This is a genomic window from Pseudomonas sp. GNP013, assembly GCF_054343995.1.
Map to the genome: position 1 here is coordinate 328559 of NZ_JBTGUT010000001.1, position 15651 is coordinate 344209.

At 62.9% G+C, this 15651-nt stretch carries 16 protein-coding genes; 9 read left to right on the forward strand and 7 right to left on the reverse strand.

Annotated elements, in window-relative coordinates:
- Positions 1 to 12: 12 nt before the first annotated feature.
- Entirely contained in the window at positions 13 to 1026 is a 1014-nt protein-coding gene (locus ACXX81_RS01555; protein WP_458571108.1) for a DUF6515 family protein, read from the forward strand.
- On the opposite strand, the gene ACXX81_RS01560 is transcribed toward ACXX81_RS01555, so the two are convergent.
- A complete protein-coding gene (locus ACXX81_RS01560) occupies positions 1023 to 1916 on the reverse strand; it encodes a cation diffusion facilitator family transporter (protein ID WP_231422582.1) in 894 nt (297 codons plus the stop codon). The genes ACXX81_RS01555 and ACXX81_RS01560 overlap by 4 nt on opposite strands.
- Positions 1917 to 1925: 9 nt before the next feature.
- Positions 1926 to 2345, reverse strand: a complete 420-nt coding sequence (pmcY, locus tag ACXX81_RS01565) for a periplasmic Zn2+ metallochaperone PmcY (RefSeq protein ID WP_057008634.1) — start codon at positions 2343 to 2345, stop codon at positions 1926 to 1928.
- 152 nt (positions 2346 to 2497) lie between these two features.
- Between pmcY and hrpB the strand changes: the two genes are divergently transcribed.
- Complete coding sequence (hrpB, locus tag ACXX81_RS01570) at positions 2498 to 5008, forward strand: ATP-dependent helicase HrpB (protein ID WP_458571109.1); 2511 nt, start codon at positions 2498 to 2500, stop codon at positions 5006 to 5008.
- A 121-nt stretch (positions 5009 to 5129) separates the two neighbouring features.
- On the opposite strand, the gene ACXX81_RS01575 is transcribed toward hrpB, so the two are convergent.
- Positions 5130 to 6218 carry an endonuclease/exonuclease/phosphatase family protein gene (locus ACXX81_RS01575; RefSeq protein ID WP_209985114.1) on the reverse strand — a complete coding sequence of 363 codons (1089 nt, stop codon included), beginning with the start codon at positions 6216 to 6218 and terminating at the stop codon, positions 5130 to 5132.
- Between the two features lie 40 nt (positions 6219 to 6258).
- Positions 6259 to 6918 (reverse strand): DUF7847 domain-containing protein, encoded by a 660-nt coding sequence (locus tag ACXX81_RS01580; RefSeq protein ID WP_209985110.1) that lies wholly within the window; start codon positions 6916 to 6918, stop codon positions 6259 to 6261.
- Between the two features lie 179 nt (positions 6919 to 7097).
- Between ACXX81_RS01580 and ACXX81_RS01585 the strand changes: the two genes are divergently transcribed.
- From ACXX81_RS01585 to ACXX81_RS01595, 3 genes are all read left to right on the forward strand, one after another.
- Positions 7098 to 7826: a DUF2076 domain-containing protein gene (locus ACXX81_RS01585; RefSeq protein WP_458571110.1), complete on the forward strand. Its 729-nt coding sequence runs from the start codon at positions 7098 to 7100 to the stop codon at positions 7824 to 7826.
- Positions 7827 to 7943: 117 nt separating this feature from the next.
- The gene (locus ACXX81_RS01590) at positions 7944 to 8420 is read left to right on the forward strand and encodes a LabA-like NYN domain-containing protein (protein WP_003236960.1); all 477 of its coding nucleotides are present in this window, start codon (positions 7944 to 7946) and stop codon (positions 8418 to 8420) included.
- A 25-nt stretch (positions 8421 to 8445) separates the two neighbouring features.
- Entirely contained in the window at positions 8446 to 9057 is a 612-nt protein-coding gene (locus ACXX81_RS01595) for a 3'-5' exonuclease (RefSeq protein WP_231422584.1), read from the forward strand.
- Positions 9058 to 9196: 139 nt separating this feature from the next.
- On the opposite strand, the gene ACXX81_RS01600 is transcribed toward ACXX81_RS01595, so the two are convergent.
- Positions 9197 to 9493: a DUF6124 family protein gene (locus ACXX81_RS01600; protein WP_209985100.1), complete on the reverse strand. Its 297-nt coding sequence runs from the start codon at positions 9491 to 9493 to the stop codon at positions 9197 to 9199.
- A gap of 492 nt (positions 9494 to 9985) precedes the next feature.
- Here ACXX81_RS01600 and ACXX81_RS01605 point away from each other — a divergent pair, with 492 nt between their 5' ends.
- From ACXX81_RS01605 to rhlE1, 4 genes are all read left to right on the forward strand, one after another.
- The gene (locus tag ACXX81_RS01605) at positions 9986 to 10552 is read left to right on the forward strand and encodes a hypothetical protein (RefSeq protein WP_209985096.1); all 567 of its coding nucleotides are present in this window, start codon (positions 9986 to 9988) and stop codon (positions 10550 to 10552) included.
- The gene (locus ACXX81_RS01610; RefSeq protein ID WP_209985093.1) at positions 10542 to 10805 is read left to right on the forward strand and encodes an acyl carrier protein; all 264 of its coding nucleotides are present in this window, start codon (positions 10542 to 10544) and stop codon (positions 10803 to 10805) included. Before ACXX81_RS01605 ends, ACXX81_RS01610 begins: the two co-directional genes overlap by 11 nt.
- A gap of 114 nt (positions 10806 to 10919) precedes the next feature.
- Positions 10920 to 11816 carry a drug/metabolite exporter YedA gene (yedA, locus tag ACXX81_RS01615; RefSeq protein WP_209985091.1) on the forward strand — a complete coding sequence of 299 codons (897 nt, stop codon included), beginning with the start codon at positions 10920 to 10922 and terminating at the stop codon, positions 11814 to 11816.
- A 48-nt stretch (positions 11817 to 11864) separates the two neighbouring features.
- Complete coding sequence (rhlE1, locus tag ACXX81_RS01620; RefSeq protein WP_209985088.1) at positions 11865 to 13202, forward strand: RNA helicase RhlE1; 1338 nt, start codon at positions 11865 to 11867, stop codon at positions 13200 to 13202.
- A gap of 123 nt (positions 13203 to 13325) precedes the next feature.
- On the opposite strand, the gene ACXX81_RS01625 is transcribed toward rhlE1, so the two are convergent.
- The gene (locus ACXX81_RS01625) at positions 13326 to 14552 is read right to left on the reverse strand and encodes a TIGR03862 family flavoprotein (protein WP_458571111.1); all 1227 of its coding nucleotides are present in this window, start codon (positions 14550 to 14552) and stop codon (positions 13326 to 13328) included.
- Positions 14553 to 14723: 171 nt separating this feature from the next.
- Positions 14724 to 15644: a histone deacetylase family protein gene (locus tag ACXX81_RS01630; protein WP_209985080.1), complete on the reverse strand. Its 921-nt coding sequence runs from the start codon at positions 15642 to 15644 to the stop codon at positions 14724 to 14726.
- Positions 15645 to 15651: the final 7 nt, after the last annotated feature.

Genomic DNA, 15651 nt, shown 5'->3' on the forward strand with positions numbered 1-15651 from the left:
GTGAGGAATAGCATGAAGCGCATCTGGCGTATGGCAGGTGTTGGTTTGCTGGTGGCAAGCGTCGGCGCGCAGGCATTGGCCGATGAGCGCGATGGCGCGCCGGGGCCCGGTCCCGGGCCGAGGCCTCAGGGCGGCGGGCAGCATGAACGCGGGCCGGAAGGCGGTGGGCGGGCGGAAAACAATCAGCCGCGCCCGGAAAATCAGCGCGTTGAACGTGGTGCCCCGAACGCGGGCAGCCAAGGGCAGGGACGTCCACCCGGCAACGAGCCGGGCCGGCCTGCGCCGCCGCCGTCCAATAAGCTGCCGATCCAGGGGCGCCCGGATACCGTGCGTCAGACCGAGGAGCCGCGTCAGGGTTACTACCGCGACATCCCCCGGCGCAATGACGACAACCGGCATTGGGAGGCCGGCGGCCCCGGTTCACGTCCCGGCTTCAACGGCCGTCCCGACGACAACCGCTGGCCAGGCCGCCCCGACCGGCATGGCAACGGTTGGGGTCCCGGCCCGCAACATCGTCCGGGTTACGTCATCGACCGCTTCCCCGACCGCAATTACCGTGTGCCGTACCGGGGCCAGGATTATTTCTTCTCTGGCGGCTACTGGTATCGCCCCCAGGGCCCGCATTACGTGGTGGTGACGCCGCCGTACGGCATCCGTGTGCAGTATTTGCCGGACTACGCGCGCGAAGTGCGGGTGGGCGGTTCGCTGTTGTTCCTTGCTGCTGGCGCCTATTACGCCTATGAGGAAAGCACCCGGCAATACGTGGTCGTGCAACCGCCGGCAGAGGCGCCCCCGCCGCCGCCTCCATCGCAGGGCGAGGGCTATGACGTGGTGGCCTACCCCGCCAACGGCCAGTCACCGGCCCAGGTGCAGCAGGACGGTTACGACTGCTATCGCTGGGCGGTGCAGCAGAGCGGCTTTGACCCGCGCACCGTCACCTACGCCCCGGACCCTGCGGTGGTACAAGCCTACCGTCAGGCCCAGGGCAACTGCCTGAGCAGTCGCGGTTATCAGGTGCAGTACTAGGCCTTGGCGCCGGTGACCACTTCCTGCGGGTCGGCGTGCACCAGCACTTCGGCGCGCGGGTAGGCCTGGTGAATGGCATCGGCGGCCTGGTCGCTGATGCCATGGGCCACCGACAAGGTCAGTTCCCCCGGCAACTCCAGGTGCAGTTGCACAAACCAGTGATTACCCGACACCCGCGTGCGCAAGTCATGGGCACCCAGCACACCCGGCACGCTGCGAGCCAGCTCGAGCATGTGCTGGCTGACGTCGGTGGGCAGCTCTTCATCCATCAGCACCGCAAAGCTTTCCCGGGCGATCTGGATGGCGCTCCACAGGATATAAGCCGAGATGCCCAGGCCGAACCACGCATCCACCTGATGAAAGCCGATGCCTGCCAACACCAGCGCCACCAGAATGCTGCCGTTGAGCATCAAGTCGGAGCGGTAATGCAGTGAATCGGCGCGCACCGCGTTGGAGCCGGTTTCGCGGATCACCCGGTGTTGCAGCATCAGCAACGCCACGGTCAGCACCAGGGAAAACACGATCACGCCGATGCTCAGCCAGGGCGCACCGACCGGTTCCGGGTGGTGCAGGCGGTGGTAGGCCTGGAAGGCAATCAACACCGCACTGCCCGCGATAAACAGCGCCTGGGCCATGCCCGACAGCGATTCCGCCTTGCCGTGGCCGTAACGGTGATCGTCATCGGCCGGGCGCAGGGCGTAATGCACCGCGAGCAGATTGAGCAGCGACGTCACGCCGTCAAGCAGTGAGTCGGTCAACCCTGCGAGCATGCTCACCGAACCACTGAACCACCAGGCAATGGCCTTGGTGACGATCAGCGCACTGGCCACCGCCACCGAGGCGCGGGTTGCCAGGCGCAGGAGCCTGGCGTGTTCGGGACTGCTGGTCATGGGTGATCCTTAAGCGGCGGGCTGCAGGCCGAGGGAAGCCAGTTGTTGCACGCTGCCCTTGAACTGGATCAGGCGCGGGTCATCCAGCGGCAGGTTGCGGCCGGTTTCCTTCTCAATGATCGATTGCAGCTTGAGGTTGTCGACCTTGCCATCGGCGCCAACGGCTTCGTGGAGTTTCTGCGGATCGACCTGGGCGGTCTTGCCCGGTTCGAAGTAGATCGCGCCGGTGGCGAAGTCGACACCAAAGGCGATCAGCCCGGGGATCACGTAGAACAACAGGCCGATGGCATCGAGCACGGCGATGGTCGGGTCGATCTTGCCGTCGAGCTGGCCACGGCGATCCGGGTACATGATCGAGCCGCAGGCGGTGAGTTGGCTCAGCAGGGTGACGGCCAAAACACCGCCGATGACACGGGAAGCAATACGCATGGAAATCTCCTCAACACAGTTGAAAGTGACTATAAGCCCATTCTGTTGAACGACGCCGACCCAAAGGTGGGAGCAGGCCCGTGGCGTTTCTCAGACCAGCGTCGGCATTGGGCCGTTCGCCGTTATACTCGCCGCTCTGCTTTGGAGCCAGTATGAATTCGTTGCCCATCGATGATGTTTTACCCGCCTTGCGTGACGCCTTGGCGATTCGCCATGAAGCCGTGCTGGAAGCGCCGCCCGGCGCCGGTAAAACCACCCGCGTGCCGCTGGCCCTGTTGAACGAGCCCTGGCTGGCCGGGCAAACCATCCTGATGCTCGAACCCCGGCGCCTCGCCGCCCGTGCGGCGGCCGAACGTCTGGCCAGCGAGTTGGGTGAAAAAGTCGGCGAAACCGTCGGCTACCGCATCCGTCTCGACAGCAAGGTCGGGCCCAACACGCGTATTGAAGTGGTCACCGAAGGCATCCTCACCAGGCGCTTGCAGGACGACCCGGCGCTGGACGGTGTGGGGCTGCTGATCTTCGACGAATTCCACGAACGCAGCCTCGATGCCGACCTGGCTCTGGCCCTGAGCCTCAACGGGCGCGAGCTGTTTCGCGATGAGCAGCCGCTGAAAATCCTGCTGATGTCCGCCACCCTCGAAGGCGAGCGATTGGCCAGCCTGCTGGACGACGCACCGATTTTGCGCAGCCTGGGGCGTATGTTCCCAGTGCAGATGCGCTGGGGGCGGCCGTATCAGTCTGGTGAGTTCATCGAGCCGAGAGTGGTGCAGACCGTGCTCGATGCCCTGCACGACGAGACCGGCAGCGTGTTGGTGTTTTTGCCGGGGCAGGCGGAGATTCGCCGGGTCCATCAGCAACTGGCCGACGCCCTGGGCGATCGCGCCGAGGTGCTGCTGTGCCCGCTGCACGGCGAGCTGGACCTCAACGCCCAGCGCGCCGCCATCGACCCGGCACCTGCCGGCAAGCGCAAAGTGGTGCTCGCCACCAACATCGCCGAGACCAGCCTGACCATCAACGGTGTGCGTGTGGTGATTGATGCCGGGCTGGCGCGGGTGCCGCGTTTCGACCCCGGCAGCGGCATGACCCGCCTCGACACCCAGCGTATCTCCCGCGCCAGTGCCACCCAACGTGCCGGCCGGGCAGGGCGCCTCGAGCCTGGCGTGTGTTACCGACTGTGGTCCGAAGACCAGCATGAAGGCCTCGCGGCCTATGGCAGTGCGGAAATCCTCGCCGCCGACCTCGCCGGCCTGGCCTTGCAACTGGCGCGCTGGGGCGTGACGCCCGCGCAGTTGGTGTGGCTGGACGTGCCGCCGAGCGCCGCGTACGCCCAGGCCCAGGACCTGCTGGTGCGTCTGGGTGCATTGAATGAGGATAAATTGACCGCCCACGGGCAGAAAATGGCCGAGTTGCCGGCCCATCCGCGCATCGCCCATCTGCTGTTGCGCGGGCAAGACCTGGGGCTGGCGGACACCGCCTGCCATGTCGCAGCGCTGTTGGGCGAGCGCGATATCCTGCGGGGTGCCGGTGCGGACCTGCACAGCCGCCTGGCGCTGCTGTCCGGCGAAGAGCGCGCCCGTGGTACCCAGGGCGGTGTGCAACGGGCCCGGCAACTGGCGCGGCAGTATCGTGGCTATTTGAGAGGCAAGGCGACGCAGGCCGTGGCCGACCCCGACCACCCGCGCTGGCTCGGCGCCTTGCTGGCGCTGGCCTACCCGGACCGCGTCGCCCAGCAACGCCGTGCCGGTGGCGCCGAATACCGCCTGGCCAATGGCCGTGCCGCGCTGTTCGCCGAGGCCGACAGCCTGATGAAACAGCCCTGGCTGGTGATCGCCGACCTCGGCAGCCGCCAGGGCCAGCGCGAGGAACGCATCTACCTGGCGGCAGATTTCGATCCGGCGCTGTTCGACACGGTGCTTGCCGAGCAGGTGCGCACGGTCGATCAACTGGACTGGGACGAACGCGAAGGCATGCTGCGCGCCGAACGCCAACGCAAGGTCGGCGAACTGGTGCTCAGTCGCGAGCCGCTCAGCGGCCTGGATGAAAGCGCGCGCAGCCAGGCGCTGGTCAACCTGGTGCGACGCAAAGGCCTGGAGTTGCTGCCCTTTACCCCGGAGCTGCGCCAGTGGCAGGCCCGCGTCATGCTGCTGCGCGAGCTGGATAGGGGCGCGCCCAGCGAATGGCCGGACATCAGCGACAAGGCCTTGCTCGCCAGCCTGGAACACTGGCTGATGCCCTACCTGGGCAAAGTCTCGCGCCTGAGCCATTTCGCCCACCTGGACATTTCCAGCTACCTGCACAACCTGCTGCCCTGGCCGCTGCCGCAACGCCTGGACGAACTGGCGCCGCAGCATATCAAGGTGCCCTCGGGGTCGTCGGTGCGCCTGGACTACAGCGAACAGCCGCCGATTCTGGCGGTGCGTTTGCAGGAACTGTTCGGGCTGGCGGACACGCCGCGCATTGCCGGCGGGCGCCAGGCGGTCAAGCTGCACCTGCTGTCCCCCGCACGGCGGCCGGTGCAGGTGACCCAGGACCTGGCGAACTTCTGGCGCAGTACGTACGCCGAGGTGAAGAAGGATTTGAAGGGGCGGTATCCCAAGCATTATTGGCCGGATGACCCGTTGGTGGCGGAGCCGACGGCGAGGATCAAGCCTCGCAAGCCTTAATGTTGAAGATCAAAAATGTGGGAGGGGGCTTGCTCCTGATGGCGGTGGTTCAGTCAGTGTATGGGTAGCTGACACACTGCCATCGGGAGCAAGCCCCCTCCCACATTGATATTTTTGACAGTTATTGCGCGGCGGGCAGGAGAAAGCGGGCAATCACCGGCAAATGATTGGAAATACGCAACGTATCTTCCTGTCGCACCTTTGCCTCCACTCGCTTGATCCGTGGGCTGTAGAACAGGTAATCGAGTGTGCGATCCGGGCCGTCGATGCCGGGGTCGTTGGGGAAATGCGTCAGCCATTTTTCACGGTCGATGCCGCTGGACTCGCTGTTGCTCGGGATCATCGGGTATTTGTCCCACAGCAGGTGCAGCTCGCTGTCCGGCGAGTACTGCCCGCGTTTGTCGGCGTCCAGGCGCAGGTATTGGCCCAGCGGCAACAGGTTGAAATCCCCGCCGATCAACCAGGGTGTGCCCCGGCCTTCGAATTTATCCAGCAGCTTCACGGTGGCCTTGACCTGCTCCTGCACCGCACTGCGCCCAGGGGTATCGCCGTCCAGGCGGGTGTTGAGCACCGCCAGTTGGCCGCCGTCGCTCAGTGGCAGGTAGGTCAGCAGCAAGGCCGGCCTGGGCTGGAACTGGCGGCTGATGAAGTTGGCGTCCGAGGTGGGCAGTTGCAGGCGTTCGGCGTGTTCGATCTGGTAGCGGCTGAGGGTTGCGAGCTTGCGGCCGACGCTGCCGAAGATGTGCAGGCTGGGGACGAAGTCGGCCTTCCAGTCGAAGGCCTGGGCGCTGCAGGGGTAGAGGTCGACCAGGCGTTCCTGCAGCAGGGCCAGTTGGTCCTGGTAGTGGGAGGGCTTGGCGTTTTCGTCGATTTCCTGCAACAGCAGCAGGTCGGGTTGTTCGTCGCGGATCACCCGGGCCACTTCGTCGAGGCTGAAGGCCATGTCTTCGACGGTGGGACGTTCGTCCGGGCCGCCGCCGTCGCTGCGGTCGTACCAGAACACGTAGTTCTTGCCGGCCAGGTATTGCACGTTCCAGGTCATCACCTTGAGCGCCTGCCCAGGCAGCAGGGTCGGCGCACGGGGCGCGACGCAACTGACGGGCAAGGTCTGCCTGGCGGCCGGGCGCCAGGTCAGGTGGTAGATCAGGGCAGTAAGCAGGCCGGCAACGATCAGCAGGCCCAGCAGGGTGATGCGCAATAAACGGGTCATCGGCTCGGCTTATGGCGTTTCAGAAGTGGCCGTGAGCATATCACCGCGCGTCGGCATCGCCACCGATCAACATGAATAAACGGAACAGCACCACACTGGTAAACAGCTGCAGAAAGCTGTGCGCGCTGTCCATCACCAGGCCCAGCAGCGGCGCCGGCTCAGGGTAGGCCGCCACGCTCGCGCCCTTGAGCAGCCACAGCGGCGTCATCACGCACAGCAGGCACACCAGGATTCGCCAGAAATGCCCACGGGTCAGGCGCAGACTTTCCTTCATCGCCTCCAGGGCCGACATGCCGCGCAACACCAGCAGGTATTCGGCGAATGCCAGCACCACCATCAGCCACAGCCCCGGCAGGAAATACAGCGACAGCCCCGCCAATATCAGCAGCGTGCTCATGGCGGTCAGCAGGGCGAAGCGTGGCCACAGGGCCAGGGCCATGGCCCACACATCGCGGGTGCGTGGCGACTCGCCACGGGTGCGGGCGTCGAGAAACAGGATCAGCGCACCGGTGTACAGCGGGTACACCAGTAAACCTACCACCACGCTGTAACCGGCAAACGCGTCCGCGCCCAGCGTGTGGTCCAGTATCTGTTGCAGCAAGGCTTCGAGGATCACCAGCGGCAAACACAATTGCACGATGGCGCCGAGGTTGTGCCGGGTAAAGCGGAAAGAGTCGCGCAGTACGTCTAACGGATTCATCAGGGTTATCGCAGGCCTGTAAATAAAGGAACACTTTAACCGATCAGACTCGCAGCGACGCAAACGTAAACCTTGCGTAAAGACCATTGAAACAACTCGTAACACCCCCATAACTAGCATGCACCTGGCCTGATCACAGGCAGGACCCTGATTTCTACCGGCAATCTAACGAGGTCGCCATGAACAGCGAAGAGCAAACCCTGATCGATGGACTGTTTTCACGGTTGCAACAAGCCGAAACGGACTCAGCCCCCCGCGACGCCCAGGCCGAAGCGCGGATCAAGGAGCACATGACTCGCCAACCGGCCGCCGGGTACTACATGACCCAGTCGATCCTGGTGCAGGAGCAGGCGCTGAAAAGCCTGGACGCGCAGAACAAGCAGCAGGCGCAGCAGATCCAGCAACTGCAGGACGAGTTGCAGCGGGCCAAATCCGCGCAACCGGCGCCGGCGAGCGGCGGTGGTTTTCTGTCGAGCATCTTTGGCGGCAGCTCGCGCGATACCCAGCCTGCGCCGTCCAATGCCAGCGGTGGCTGGCGTGAACCCGCGCGGCCTGCGTTCGGCCAGCCTGCGCCGCAGCAGAACTACCAGCAACCACCCCAGGCGGCGGCTGCAGCACCCATGGGCAGCGGTTTCCTGGGCGGCGCGATGAAAACTGCCGCTGGCGTGGCCGGTGGTGTGTTGCTGGCCGAAGGCATCAGCAGCCTGTTCCACCACAACCAGCAGCCGCAGGTGGTGGAGGAAATCATCGAACAACCGGCGCCGGCCAGCGATCAAGGCAACTGGGGCAACGACGACCAGAAATTTGCCGGCAATGACAGCTGGGGCGGCAACAACACCGACAGCTTCGCCGACAACGATTATGTCGACGACTCCTCTTCCTTCGGCGACGACGATACCTTCGTCTGACACACCGGGACCGGGGCGCGCTGTCGTCCCGGTCTGATTTTTCCCGGAAACGTTCCTGTGGCTGGCATACTGGCACCCTTTCCTGGCCCTGGCGCCTGGCTGTCATGAGGAAGTGCGGTGAAGAAAATTGCAGTGTTCGCCGATGTACAAAACCTCTACTACACCGTGCGCCAGGCCTATGGTTGCCACTTCAACTATGCCGCGCTGTGGGCTGACATCAGCGCGCGCGGGCAGATCGTCGAGGCGTATGCGTATGCCATCGACCGTGGCGACAGCAAGCAGCAGCAATTCCAGCAGATCCTGCGCAACCTGGGTTTTACGGTAAAACTCAAGCCGTACATCCAGCGCAGCGACGGCTCGGCCAAGGGCGATTGGGACGTGGGCATCACCCTCGATATCATGGACGCCGCCGACCACGTCGACGAAATCGTGCTGGCCTCCGGTGACGGCGACTTCGACATGCTGCTCGACCGCGTCATCAATAAACATGGCGTTGAGGCTGTGGCCTACGGCGTACCGGGCCTGACCGCCAATTCGCTGATACGCGCCGCCAGCCGCTACGTGCCGATTGAAGGCGCGTTGCTGCTCAAATAAATAGTTGGACGGAGTGCAAACAGGTTTGGAACGTATAGCGGTCATCGACTTTGAGACCACCGGCATCACGCCGAGCAGCCACTGCCGCGCGACGGAAATTGGCGTGGTCATTCTTGAGCGTGGGCAAATCGTCGACCGTTATCAGAGCCTGATGAACGCCGGCGTACGCGTGCCCGGCTTTATCGAACAGCTCACCGGGATCAGCAACGCGATGTTGCGCAGCGCACCGCCGGCCGAGCGCGTGATGAATGAAGTCAACGAATTCGTCGGCACCACGCCGCTGTTGGCGCATAACGCCGCGTTCGACCAGAAGTTCTGGGACTTCGAGCTGGGCCTGATCCGCCGCACCCGCCTGCAAAAATTCGCCTGCTCCCTGCTGCTTGCCCGCCGCCTGATGCCGGCTGCGCCGAACCACAAACTCGGCACTCTCAACAGCTACGCGCAACTGCCCCATACCGGCAAGGCCCACCGGGCGCTGGCGGATGCGGAGATGGCGGCCAACCTCACGGCGCATCTGGCCCAGGAGTTACGGCGCACCCACGGCTTGCGCGAACTGTCCCACGACCTGCTGTGCACCTTGCAGAAAGTGCCGGCGGCGAAGATCAATGAGCACCTGAAGAAACATCGCGGGTTTTGAGCCTGCCACCCTCTCAAGAATACTGAAAATCCAAATGTGGGAGGGGGCTTGCTCCCGATGGCGGTGTGTCAGGCAACTGATGTGCAACTGAACCACCGCCATCGGGAGCAAGCCCCCTCCCACATGGGTTATGCGGTGATCATCCAGGTTGCACACACTCCAACGCCCGATCCACCACCCCTCTCGCCATTTCCACCAAATGCATCACTGCCCGCTGTTGCGCATTCATGGCGTCCCTGGACGAATGCGCTGTCTCCACTGCGCACTGCAGCAAATCCGCCGCATGGGCCAGGGCGTCTTCGAAGCTCAGGTTGTCATTCAGGATGAAGGTGGGCGCATCCGGGGCGGACGCTTTGAGATAGTGGTCGGTGGCGCGGCGATGGAGCAGGGCGTCTTCGCTGGGGAAGCGGGGTGGATCGGGGGTGACTTTGACCATGGTGAAACTCCTTGCTGGAAGAAGTTGGCACCGTCCGCTTGCACGCGAAGAGGGTGGCAACTGTGCGTAGGTGTGCAAGACCGGGGCAAGAAGTAAAACCCAGCAGACCCGAGGGTCTCCCACGCACAGCTGCCATAACTGGCAAGCACCAAGCAAAAGCTGAGCGCTAAGCTGCGTTGATTTGTAATTCTTATTGCCGCCGGACTTGCACGTCCGGTCACCGAAAACTCAATGACCGAGCGAGACTAGCTACCTGATCCGACGGAAACAAGGCTGTGGGATTCTCTCGGAAACGTCCCGCAAATGATAGGGATCGGTCTTGCTGGCCACTAAACTATCAGCTGTTTGTGGAGCCCTTTCCGCTTTTTCTGAATGGTCAGTAGGCCGATCAGCTAACGCACCGTCAGATCTTTCTGTTTTTTTCTTCGCCCATTTATCGCCCTTTGCCTCGACCTAACATTGCGCCTGTCATTTACGTAAAAGGACTACGTCATGCAGGAAAGCGATCTTCATACGGCGATCATGCGGGGCATGTTTGAACTCAAATCAAAAGGCATTGATTTCGGCTCAGCCTCAAACATGGCGTTTCATTTGGGGAACACGATGACAAGCTGCCCGGCAGTCATGGTGTTGCCTGATTCAACGGGCTGGAACCATGGAGCCAGCTACCAGTTAGTGCGGCCCATTCATTCGGACTCTTCGGCGCCTGGCACTACGTTTGATGAGCTATGGAAATGTACGCAGCAGCACTACGGCTTGACTGCAGCAACGCTTATCACTGGCGCAGCAGGTATACCCATCAGCAAAATTGCCGTGGGCGCCTGGGTCCACGTCGGTTCCAGCAAAACGACGAATCTGGCGAGCTTGATTGGAATGCGTTTTTTTCCTCGTACATTGATCAGGCAACCAACGGTGGCCAGAATGGCAAAAGCAACGTTTGGCACCGTTCGGGTATTCGGGATTATCGGGCGAGGTATTCCCTTCGTTGCAGCGGGGCTGGCGATCTTTGATTTAGTCAGTATTGGCAAGTGTGCCTATGAGGCAAGAAATGGAAGGTGATCTGACCAGAGCCGATATCAGCGAAAAAGTCATTCAGTTATTCGTCGATATCATTGGCTTCATCGACCGAACTCAGGTGACGGAGCAAACCGACTTCGTCCATGACTTCAAGATTATTGATGATGACCTGACTTGCTTCGTCATGCAGATCAAATGGCAGTTCAAACTGCGCGCGACTCAGGATGACTGGGATCACATCACTACGATCGGGCAGGTTATCGATTTAATCGCTCAGCGCTCGTCTATTCAGTAGACCAGCCACCCCCTTCCGAAAAGTGTACGGCCCGTTTAAACAGGTTTTGTAACTTATGTTTAACAGTCCGCTTTCCTAAAATAAGCCCCTCTTCTCCTGCCATAGAGCCGCCCCATGCCTGGCCCCCGTCGCTTTCCCTTGCCCTTGATCGCTGCCTTTTTCGCGCTGTACGTCATCTGGGGCTCCACTTACCTGGTGATTCGCATTGGCGTGGAATACTGGCCGCCGTTGTTGCTGGCGGGGATTCGGTTCTGCACGGCGGGCGCGTTGATGTATGGCTTTCTCAGATGGCGTGGCGTGCCGGCGCCGACCTGGCCGCAGTGGAAGGCCGCCGGCATGATCGGTATTTTGCTGCTCACGGTGGGCAATGGCGGCGTCAGTGTGGCCGAGCATATGGGTGTGTCGTCCGGTGTGGCTGCGCTGGCCGTGGCGACGGTGCCACTGTTTACCTTGCTGTGCGGCTATTTCTGGGGCGCGCGCAATACGCGGCTGGAGTGGGCGGGGGTGATTCTGGGGATTATCGGCATCGCCATGCTCAACATGGGCAGCACACTGCAATCGAGCCCGATGGGCGCAGTGCTGCTGTTGATAGCAGCGGCCTCCTGGGCGTTTGGCTCGGTGTGGAGCCGGCAACTGTCGCTGCCCCAGGGCGCCATGGCCAGTGCGGCGGAAATGCTCGTGGCGGGTGTGGCGCTGTTGCTGGTCAGTGCGCTGTCCGGCGAGCACCTCAAAGCCCTGCCGCCGCTGGAAGGCTGGCTGGCCCTGGCCTACCTGACCGTATTCGGCTCGATCATCGCGTTCAACGCTTATATGTACCTGCTCAAAAACGTACGCCCGGCGGCGGCCACCAGCTATGCCTATGTGAACCCGGCCGTCGCCGTCTTGCTGGGGATCGTCTTCGTGGGTGAAACCATCGGCCTGGAGGAGGCCTTCGCGATGCTGGTGATCATCAGCGCCGTGTTGCTGATCAGCCTGCCCCAATGGCGCAAGCCCAAACCGGAAATAAGGTAAACTGCCGCGCATTACGCTTTTGCGCTGAATTTTTCCTACGGTAAACACATGACTTTCGCCACCCTTGGCCTGATCGAACCCTTGCTGCGCGCCCTTGAGACGCTTGGCTACCAGACCCCGACGCCAGTGCAGGCGCAAGCCATTCCGGCGGTGCTGGCCGGTCGCGACCTGATGGCAGCGGCCCAGACCGGCACCGGCAAGACTGCCGGTTTCGCCTTGCCTCTGCTGCAATTGCTGACGATGGAGGGGCCGAAAGTCGCCGCCAACTCGGCGCGCGCGCTGATCCTGTGCCCGACCCGCGAGTTGGCCGAGCAGGTTCACGCCAGCGTTGCCGAGTACGCGCAGAACCTGCCGCTCACCACCTACGCGGTGTATGGCGGCGTGAGCATCAACCCGCAGATGATGAAGCTGCGCAAGGGTGTCGATATTCTGGTCGCCACGCCCGGCCGCCTGATCGATCTGTTCCGCCAGAACGCGCTGAAACTCAACCAGTTGCAAACCCTGGTGCTGGATGAAGCCGACCGCATGCTCGACCTGGGCTTCTCCGAAGAGCTGGCGAACATCTACCGCATGCTGCCGAAAAAGCGTCAGACCCTGCTGTTCTCCGCGACCTTCTCCGATGAGATTCGCACGCTGGCCGGGCAGATGCTCAACGACCCGCTGAGCATTGAAGTCAGCCCGCGCAACGTCGCCGCCAACACCGTGAAGCAGTGGGTGGTGCCGGTGGACAAGAAGCGCAAGGCCGAGCTGTTTGTGCACCTGATGCGCAAGGGCCGCTGGAAGCAGGTGCTGGTGTTCGCCAAGACCCGCAACGGCGTGGATGCGCTGGTGGACAAGCTGCAAGGGTTGGGCATCAACGCCGACGGCATTCATGGTGATAAACCCCAGGCCACGCGCCAGCGTGCGCTGGACCGTTTCAAGAGCAGCGACGTGCAGATTCTGGTGGCCACCGACGTGGCGGCCCGTGGCCTGGACATCGAAGACCTGCCGCTGGTGGTCAACTTCGATCTGCCGATCGTTGCCGAAGATTACATCCACCGCATCGGCCGTACCGGGCGTGCGGGCAATACCGGGGAAGCGATTTCCCTGGTGTGCGCCGATGAAGTGAACATGCTGTCGGCCATCGAGATGCTCACGCGTCAGACCCTGACCCGCAAGATGGAGCCGGACTTCGAACCCGAGCACCGCGTGCCGGACACGGATGCCAGTGGGCAGGTGGTGAAGAAGCCGAAAAAGCCGAAAAAGCCCAAGGCGTCTGGCGGTGGTGGTGGCAAGCGCAATTTGGGCAAGTGGGTGGAGAGTGGCGACTCGGCGCCGGTTGAGCCGTCGATCAAGCCGGTGCGCAAGGTGCCGGTGTTCAATACCGGGCCGCGCAAGAAGAAGTGATTTTGCGGCGCTGCTGATGGCCCTATCGGGAGCAAGCCGCCTCCCACAGTTTTGATCTGTGAATACATTCAAACTGTGGGAGCTGGCTTGCCTGCGATGGCGGGCCCGAAGACAGCACAACGATCAGCGCTGAAGCCAGTTCAGCATCCCCCGCCCAGCCGCTCTGCCACTGGCAAAACACCCCGTCAGCAAATACCCCCCGGTCGGCGCCTCCCAATCCAGCATCTCCCCCGCACAGAAAATCCCCGGCAATTGCTTGAGCATCAAGCGCTCATCCAGCGCCTCAAACGGCACACCGCCTGCGGTGCTGATGGCCTCATCGATGGGGCGCGTCTTCACCAGGGTCAACGGCAATGCCTTGATATCCACCGCCAGCTGCGCGGGATCATTGAAGTGCTCAGCCGGCGTCAACTCGCGCAACAGCGCCGCCTTGACGCCGTCCACTCCCAGTTGACTGTGCAAATGCTTGCTCATCGAGCGCGAACCGCGCGGTTTGGCCAGTGCGGCCTGCACGGTGTGCAGCGGCTTGCTGGGCAGCAGATCAATATGCACGGTGGCCGCGCCGTCACGGTTGATGGCCTCACGTATCGGCGCCGACAGCGCATAGATCAGGCTGCCCTCGATGCCGGTGGCGGTGATCACGCATTCGCCCAGCCGGGGCTTGTCGTCGCCCAGCCCGATGGCGACATTCTTCAACGGCGCGCCAGCGAATTTGCTGACCATCAATTCGCTCCAGGCCGACACCTCAAACCCGCAGTTGCTCGGTTGCAGACGAACATAGGGCACGCCTTTGTCTTCCAGCAACTTGAGCCAGGCGCCATCGGAACCCAGTCGTGACCAACTGCCGCCGCCCAAGGCCAGCAGCACGGCATCACTGCGCACGGTCTTCTCGCCCTCCGGGCTGTGGATAAGTAAATCGCCCTCACTGTTCCAGCCCAACCAGCGATGCCGGGTGTGGATAACCACGCCCTGGTCGCGCAGGCGCTTGAGCCAGGCGCGCAGCAGCGGCGCGGCTTTCATGTCGGCAGGAAATACGCGGCCGGAGGTGCCGATAAAGGTCTGGATGCCCAGGCCGTGGATCCATTCGCACAATGCCTCGGCACCAAACTCACGCAGCAACGGCGCCAGGTGCGGCGCGCGTTCGGCATAGCGGGCCACGAACGCCGGGTGTGCTTCGGAGTGGGTGATGTTCATGCCGCCCACCCCCGCCAGCAGGAATTTGCGCCCCACCGAGGGCATGCCGTCGTACAGGTCCACGCGCACGCCGGCCCGGCTCAGGACTTCGGCGGCCATCAGCCCGGCTGGGCCGCCGCCGATGAGGGTGACGTGGTGAGGTGGGGTCTGAGGCATGGGCAGGGCTACGGTGCTGTGAATAAGCGGGGCATTCTACCGGACGCGACGCCGGCTGCCTGATCAAAAAACATACAGTTTTCTGCAGGTCTTGCGGATAAATGCCTACAGGCGCTTACGCTCAAGTTATCCACAGGCCGTTCCACAGCCATTGTGGGTAACGCCCAGCGTTCAGTGACACCCTGATGACGTCCACACCCGCTGCGCGCTGTGGTGCAGGATGCCGTGGCGGCGCGCGAGGGCCGGGCGGTCCTTGCTGTAGCCGCCGCCGATCACGCCCATCACTGGAATGTCGCGACCCAGGCAGTGGCGCATGACGGCTTCATCGCGGGCGGCGACGCCTGAGTCTGTCAGCTTGAGGTAACCGAGGGCGTCGTCCTTGTGCACATCCACGCCGGCGTCGTACAGCACCAGGTCGGGCTGGTACAGCGGCAGCAGGTAGTTGAGCGCATCGTCGACCACCTTGAGGTAATCGGCGTCGCCCATGCCCATGGGCAGCGGAATATCCCAGTCGCTTTGGGCCTTGCGCGCGGGGAAGTTCTTTTCGCAGTGCAGCGACACGGTGATGGCTTCCGGCGTGTCGTGGAGAATGCGTGCGGTGCCGTCGCCCTGGTGCACGTCGCAGTCGAAGATCAGCACGCGGTTGACCCGGGCGCTGGCCAGCAGGTAATGGCTGATTACCGCCAGGTCATTGAAGATGCAGAAGCCCGCCGGGTAATCGTAATGGGCGTGGTGGGTGCCGCCGGCCAGGTGACAGGCCAGGCCGTGTTCGAGGGCTTGTTCGGCGGCGAGCAGGGAACCGCCGACCGCACGCACGGTACGCCTGGCCAGGGCTTCGCTCCAGGGCAGGCCGAGGCGACGCTGGTCTTCGCGGGACAGTTCACCGCTCATGTAGCGTGCGATGTAGCCAGGTTCGTGGGCCAGGGCCAGAATCTGCGGCGAGCACAACTCTGGGCGCAGCAGACGGCTGTCTTCGGTCAGCCCGCTGGACACCAGGTGGTCGCGCAACAGGCGAAACTTGTCCATGGGAAACCGGTGGTCTGCCGGGAACTCAGGGCTGTAGTCATCGTGGTAGATCAATGGCAAAGGCATGGGATTT

What these genes read in the sequence shown, in the direction of transcription:
- ACXX81_RS01555 (WP_458571108.1), top strand. Translation starts at nt 13, where the DNA reads ATGAAGCGCATCTGGCGTATGGCAGGTGTTGGTTTGCTGGTGGCAAGC.
- ACXX81_RS01560 (WP_231422582.1), bottom strand. Translation starts at nt 1,916, where the DNA reads ATGACCAGCAGTCCCGAACACGCCAGGCTCCTGCGCCTGGCAACCCGC.
- pmcY (WP_057008634.1), bottom strand. Translation starts at nt 2,345, where the DNA reads ATGCGTATTGCTTCCCGTGTCATCGGCGGTGTTTTGGCCGTCACCCTG.
- hrpB (WP_458571109.1), top strand. Translation starts at nt 2,498, where the DNA reads ATGAATTCGTTGCCCATCGATGATGTTTTACCCGCCTTGCGTGACGCC.
- ACXX81_RS01575 (WP_209985114.1), bottom strand. Translation starts at nt 6,218, where the DNA reads ATGACCCGTTTATTGCGCATCACCCTGCTGGGCCTGCTGATCGTTGCC.
- ACXX81_RS01580 (WP_209985110.1), bottom strand. Translation starts at nt 6,918, where the DNA reads ATGAATCCGTTAGACGTACTGCGCGACTCTTTCCGCTTTACCCGGCAC.
- ACXX81_RS01585 (WP_458571110.1), top strand. Translation starts at nt 7,098, where the DNA reads ATGAACAGCGAAGAGCAAACCCTGATCGATGGACTGTTTTCACGGTTG.
- ACXX81_RS01600 (WP_209985100.1), bottom strand. Translation starts at nt 9,493, where the DNA reads ATGGTCAAAGTCACCCCCGATCCACCCCGCTTCCCCAGCGAAGACGCC.
- ACXX81_RS01605 (WP_209985096.1), top strand. Translation starts at nt 9,986, where the DNA reads ATGCAGGAAAGCGATCTTCATACGGCGATCATGCGGGGCATGTTTGAA.
- ACXX81_RS01610 (WP_209985093.1), top strand. Translation starts at nt 10,542, where the DNA reads ATGGAAGGTGATCTGACCAGAGCCGATATCAGCGAAAAAGTCATTCAG.
- yedA (WP_209985091.1), top strand. Translation starts at nt 10,920, where the DNA reads ATGCCTGGCCCCCGTCGCTTTCCCTTGCCCTTGATCGCTGCCTTTTTC.
- rhlE1 (WP_209985088.1), top strand. Translation starts at nt 11,865, where the DNA reads ATGACTTTCGCCACCCTTGGCCTGATCGAACCCTTGCTGCGCGCCCTT.
- ACXX81_RS01625 (WP_458571111.1), bottom strand. Translation starts at nt 14,552, where the DNA reads ATGCCTCAGACCCCACCTCACCACGTCACCCTCATCGGCGGCGGCCCA.
- ACXX81_RS01630 (WP_209985080.1), bottom strand. Translation starts at nt 15,644, where the DNA reads ATGCCTTTGCCATTGATCTACCACGATGACTACAGCCCTGAGTTCCCG.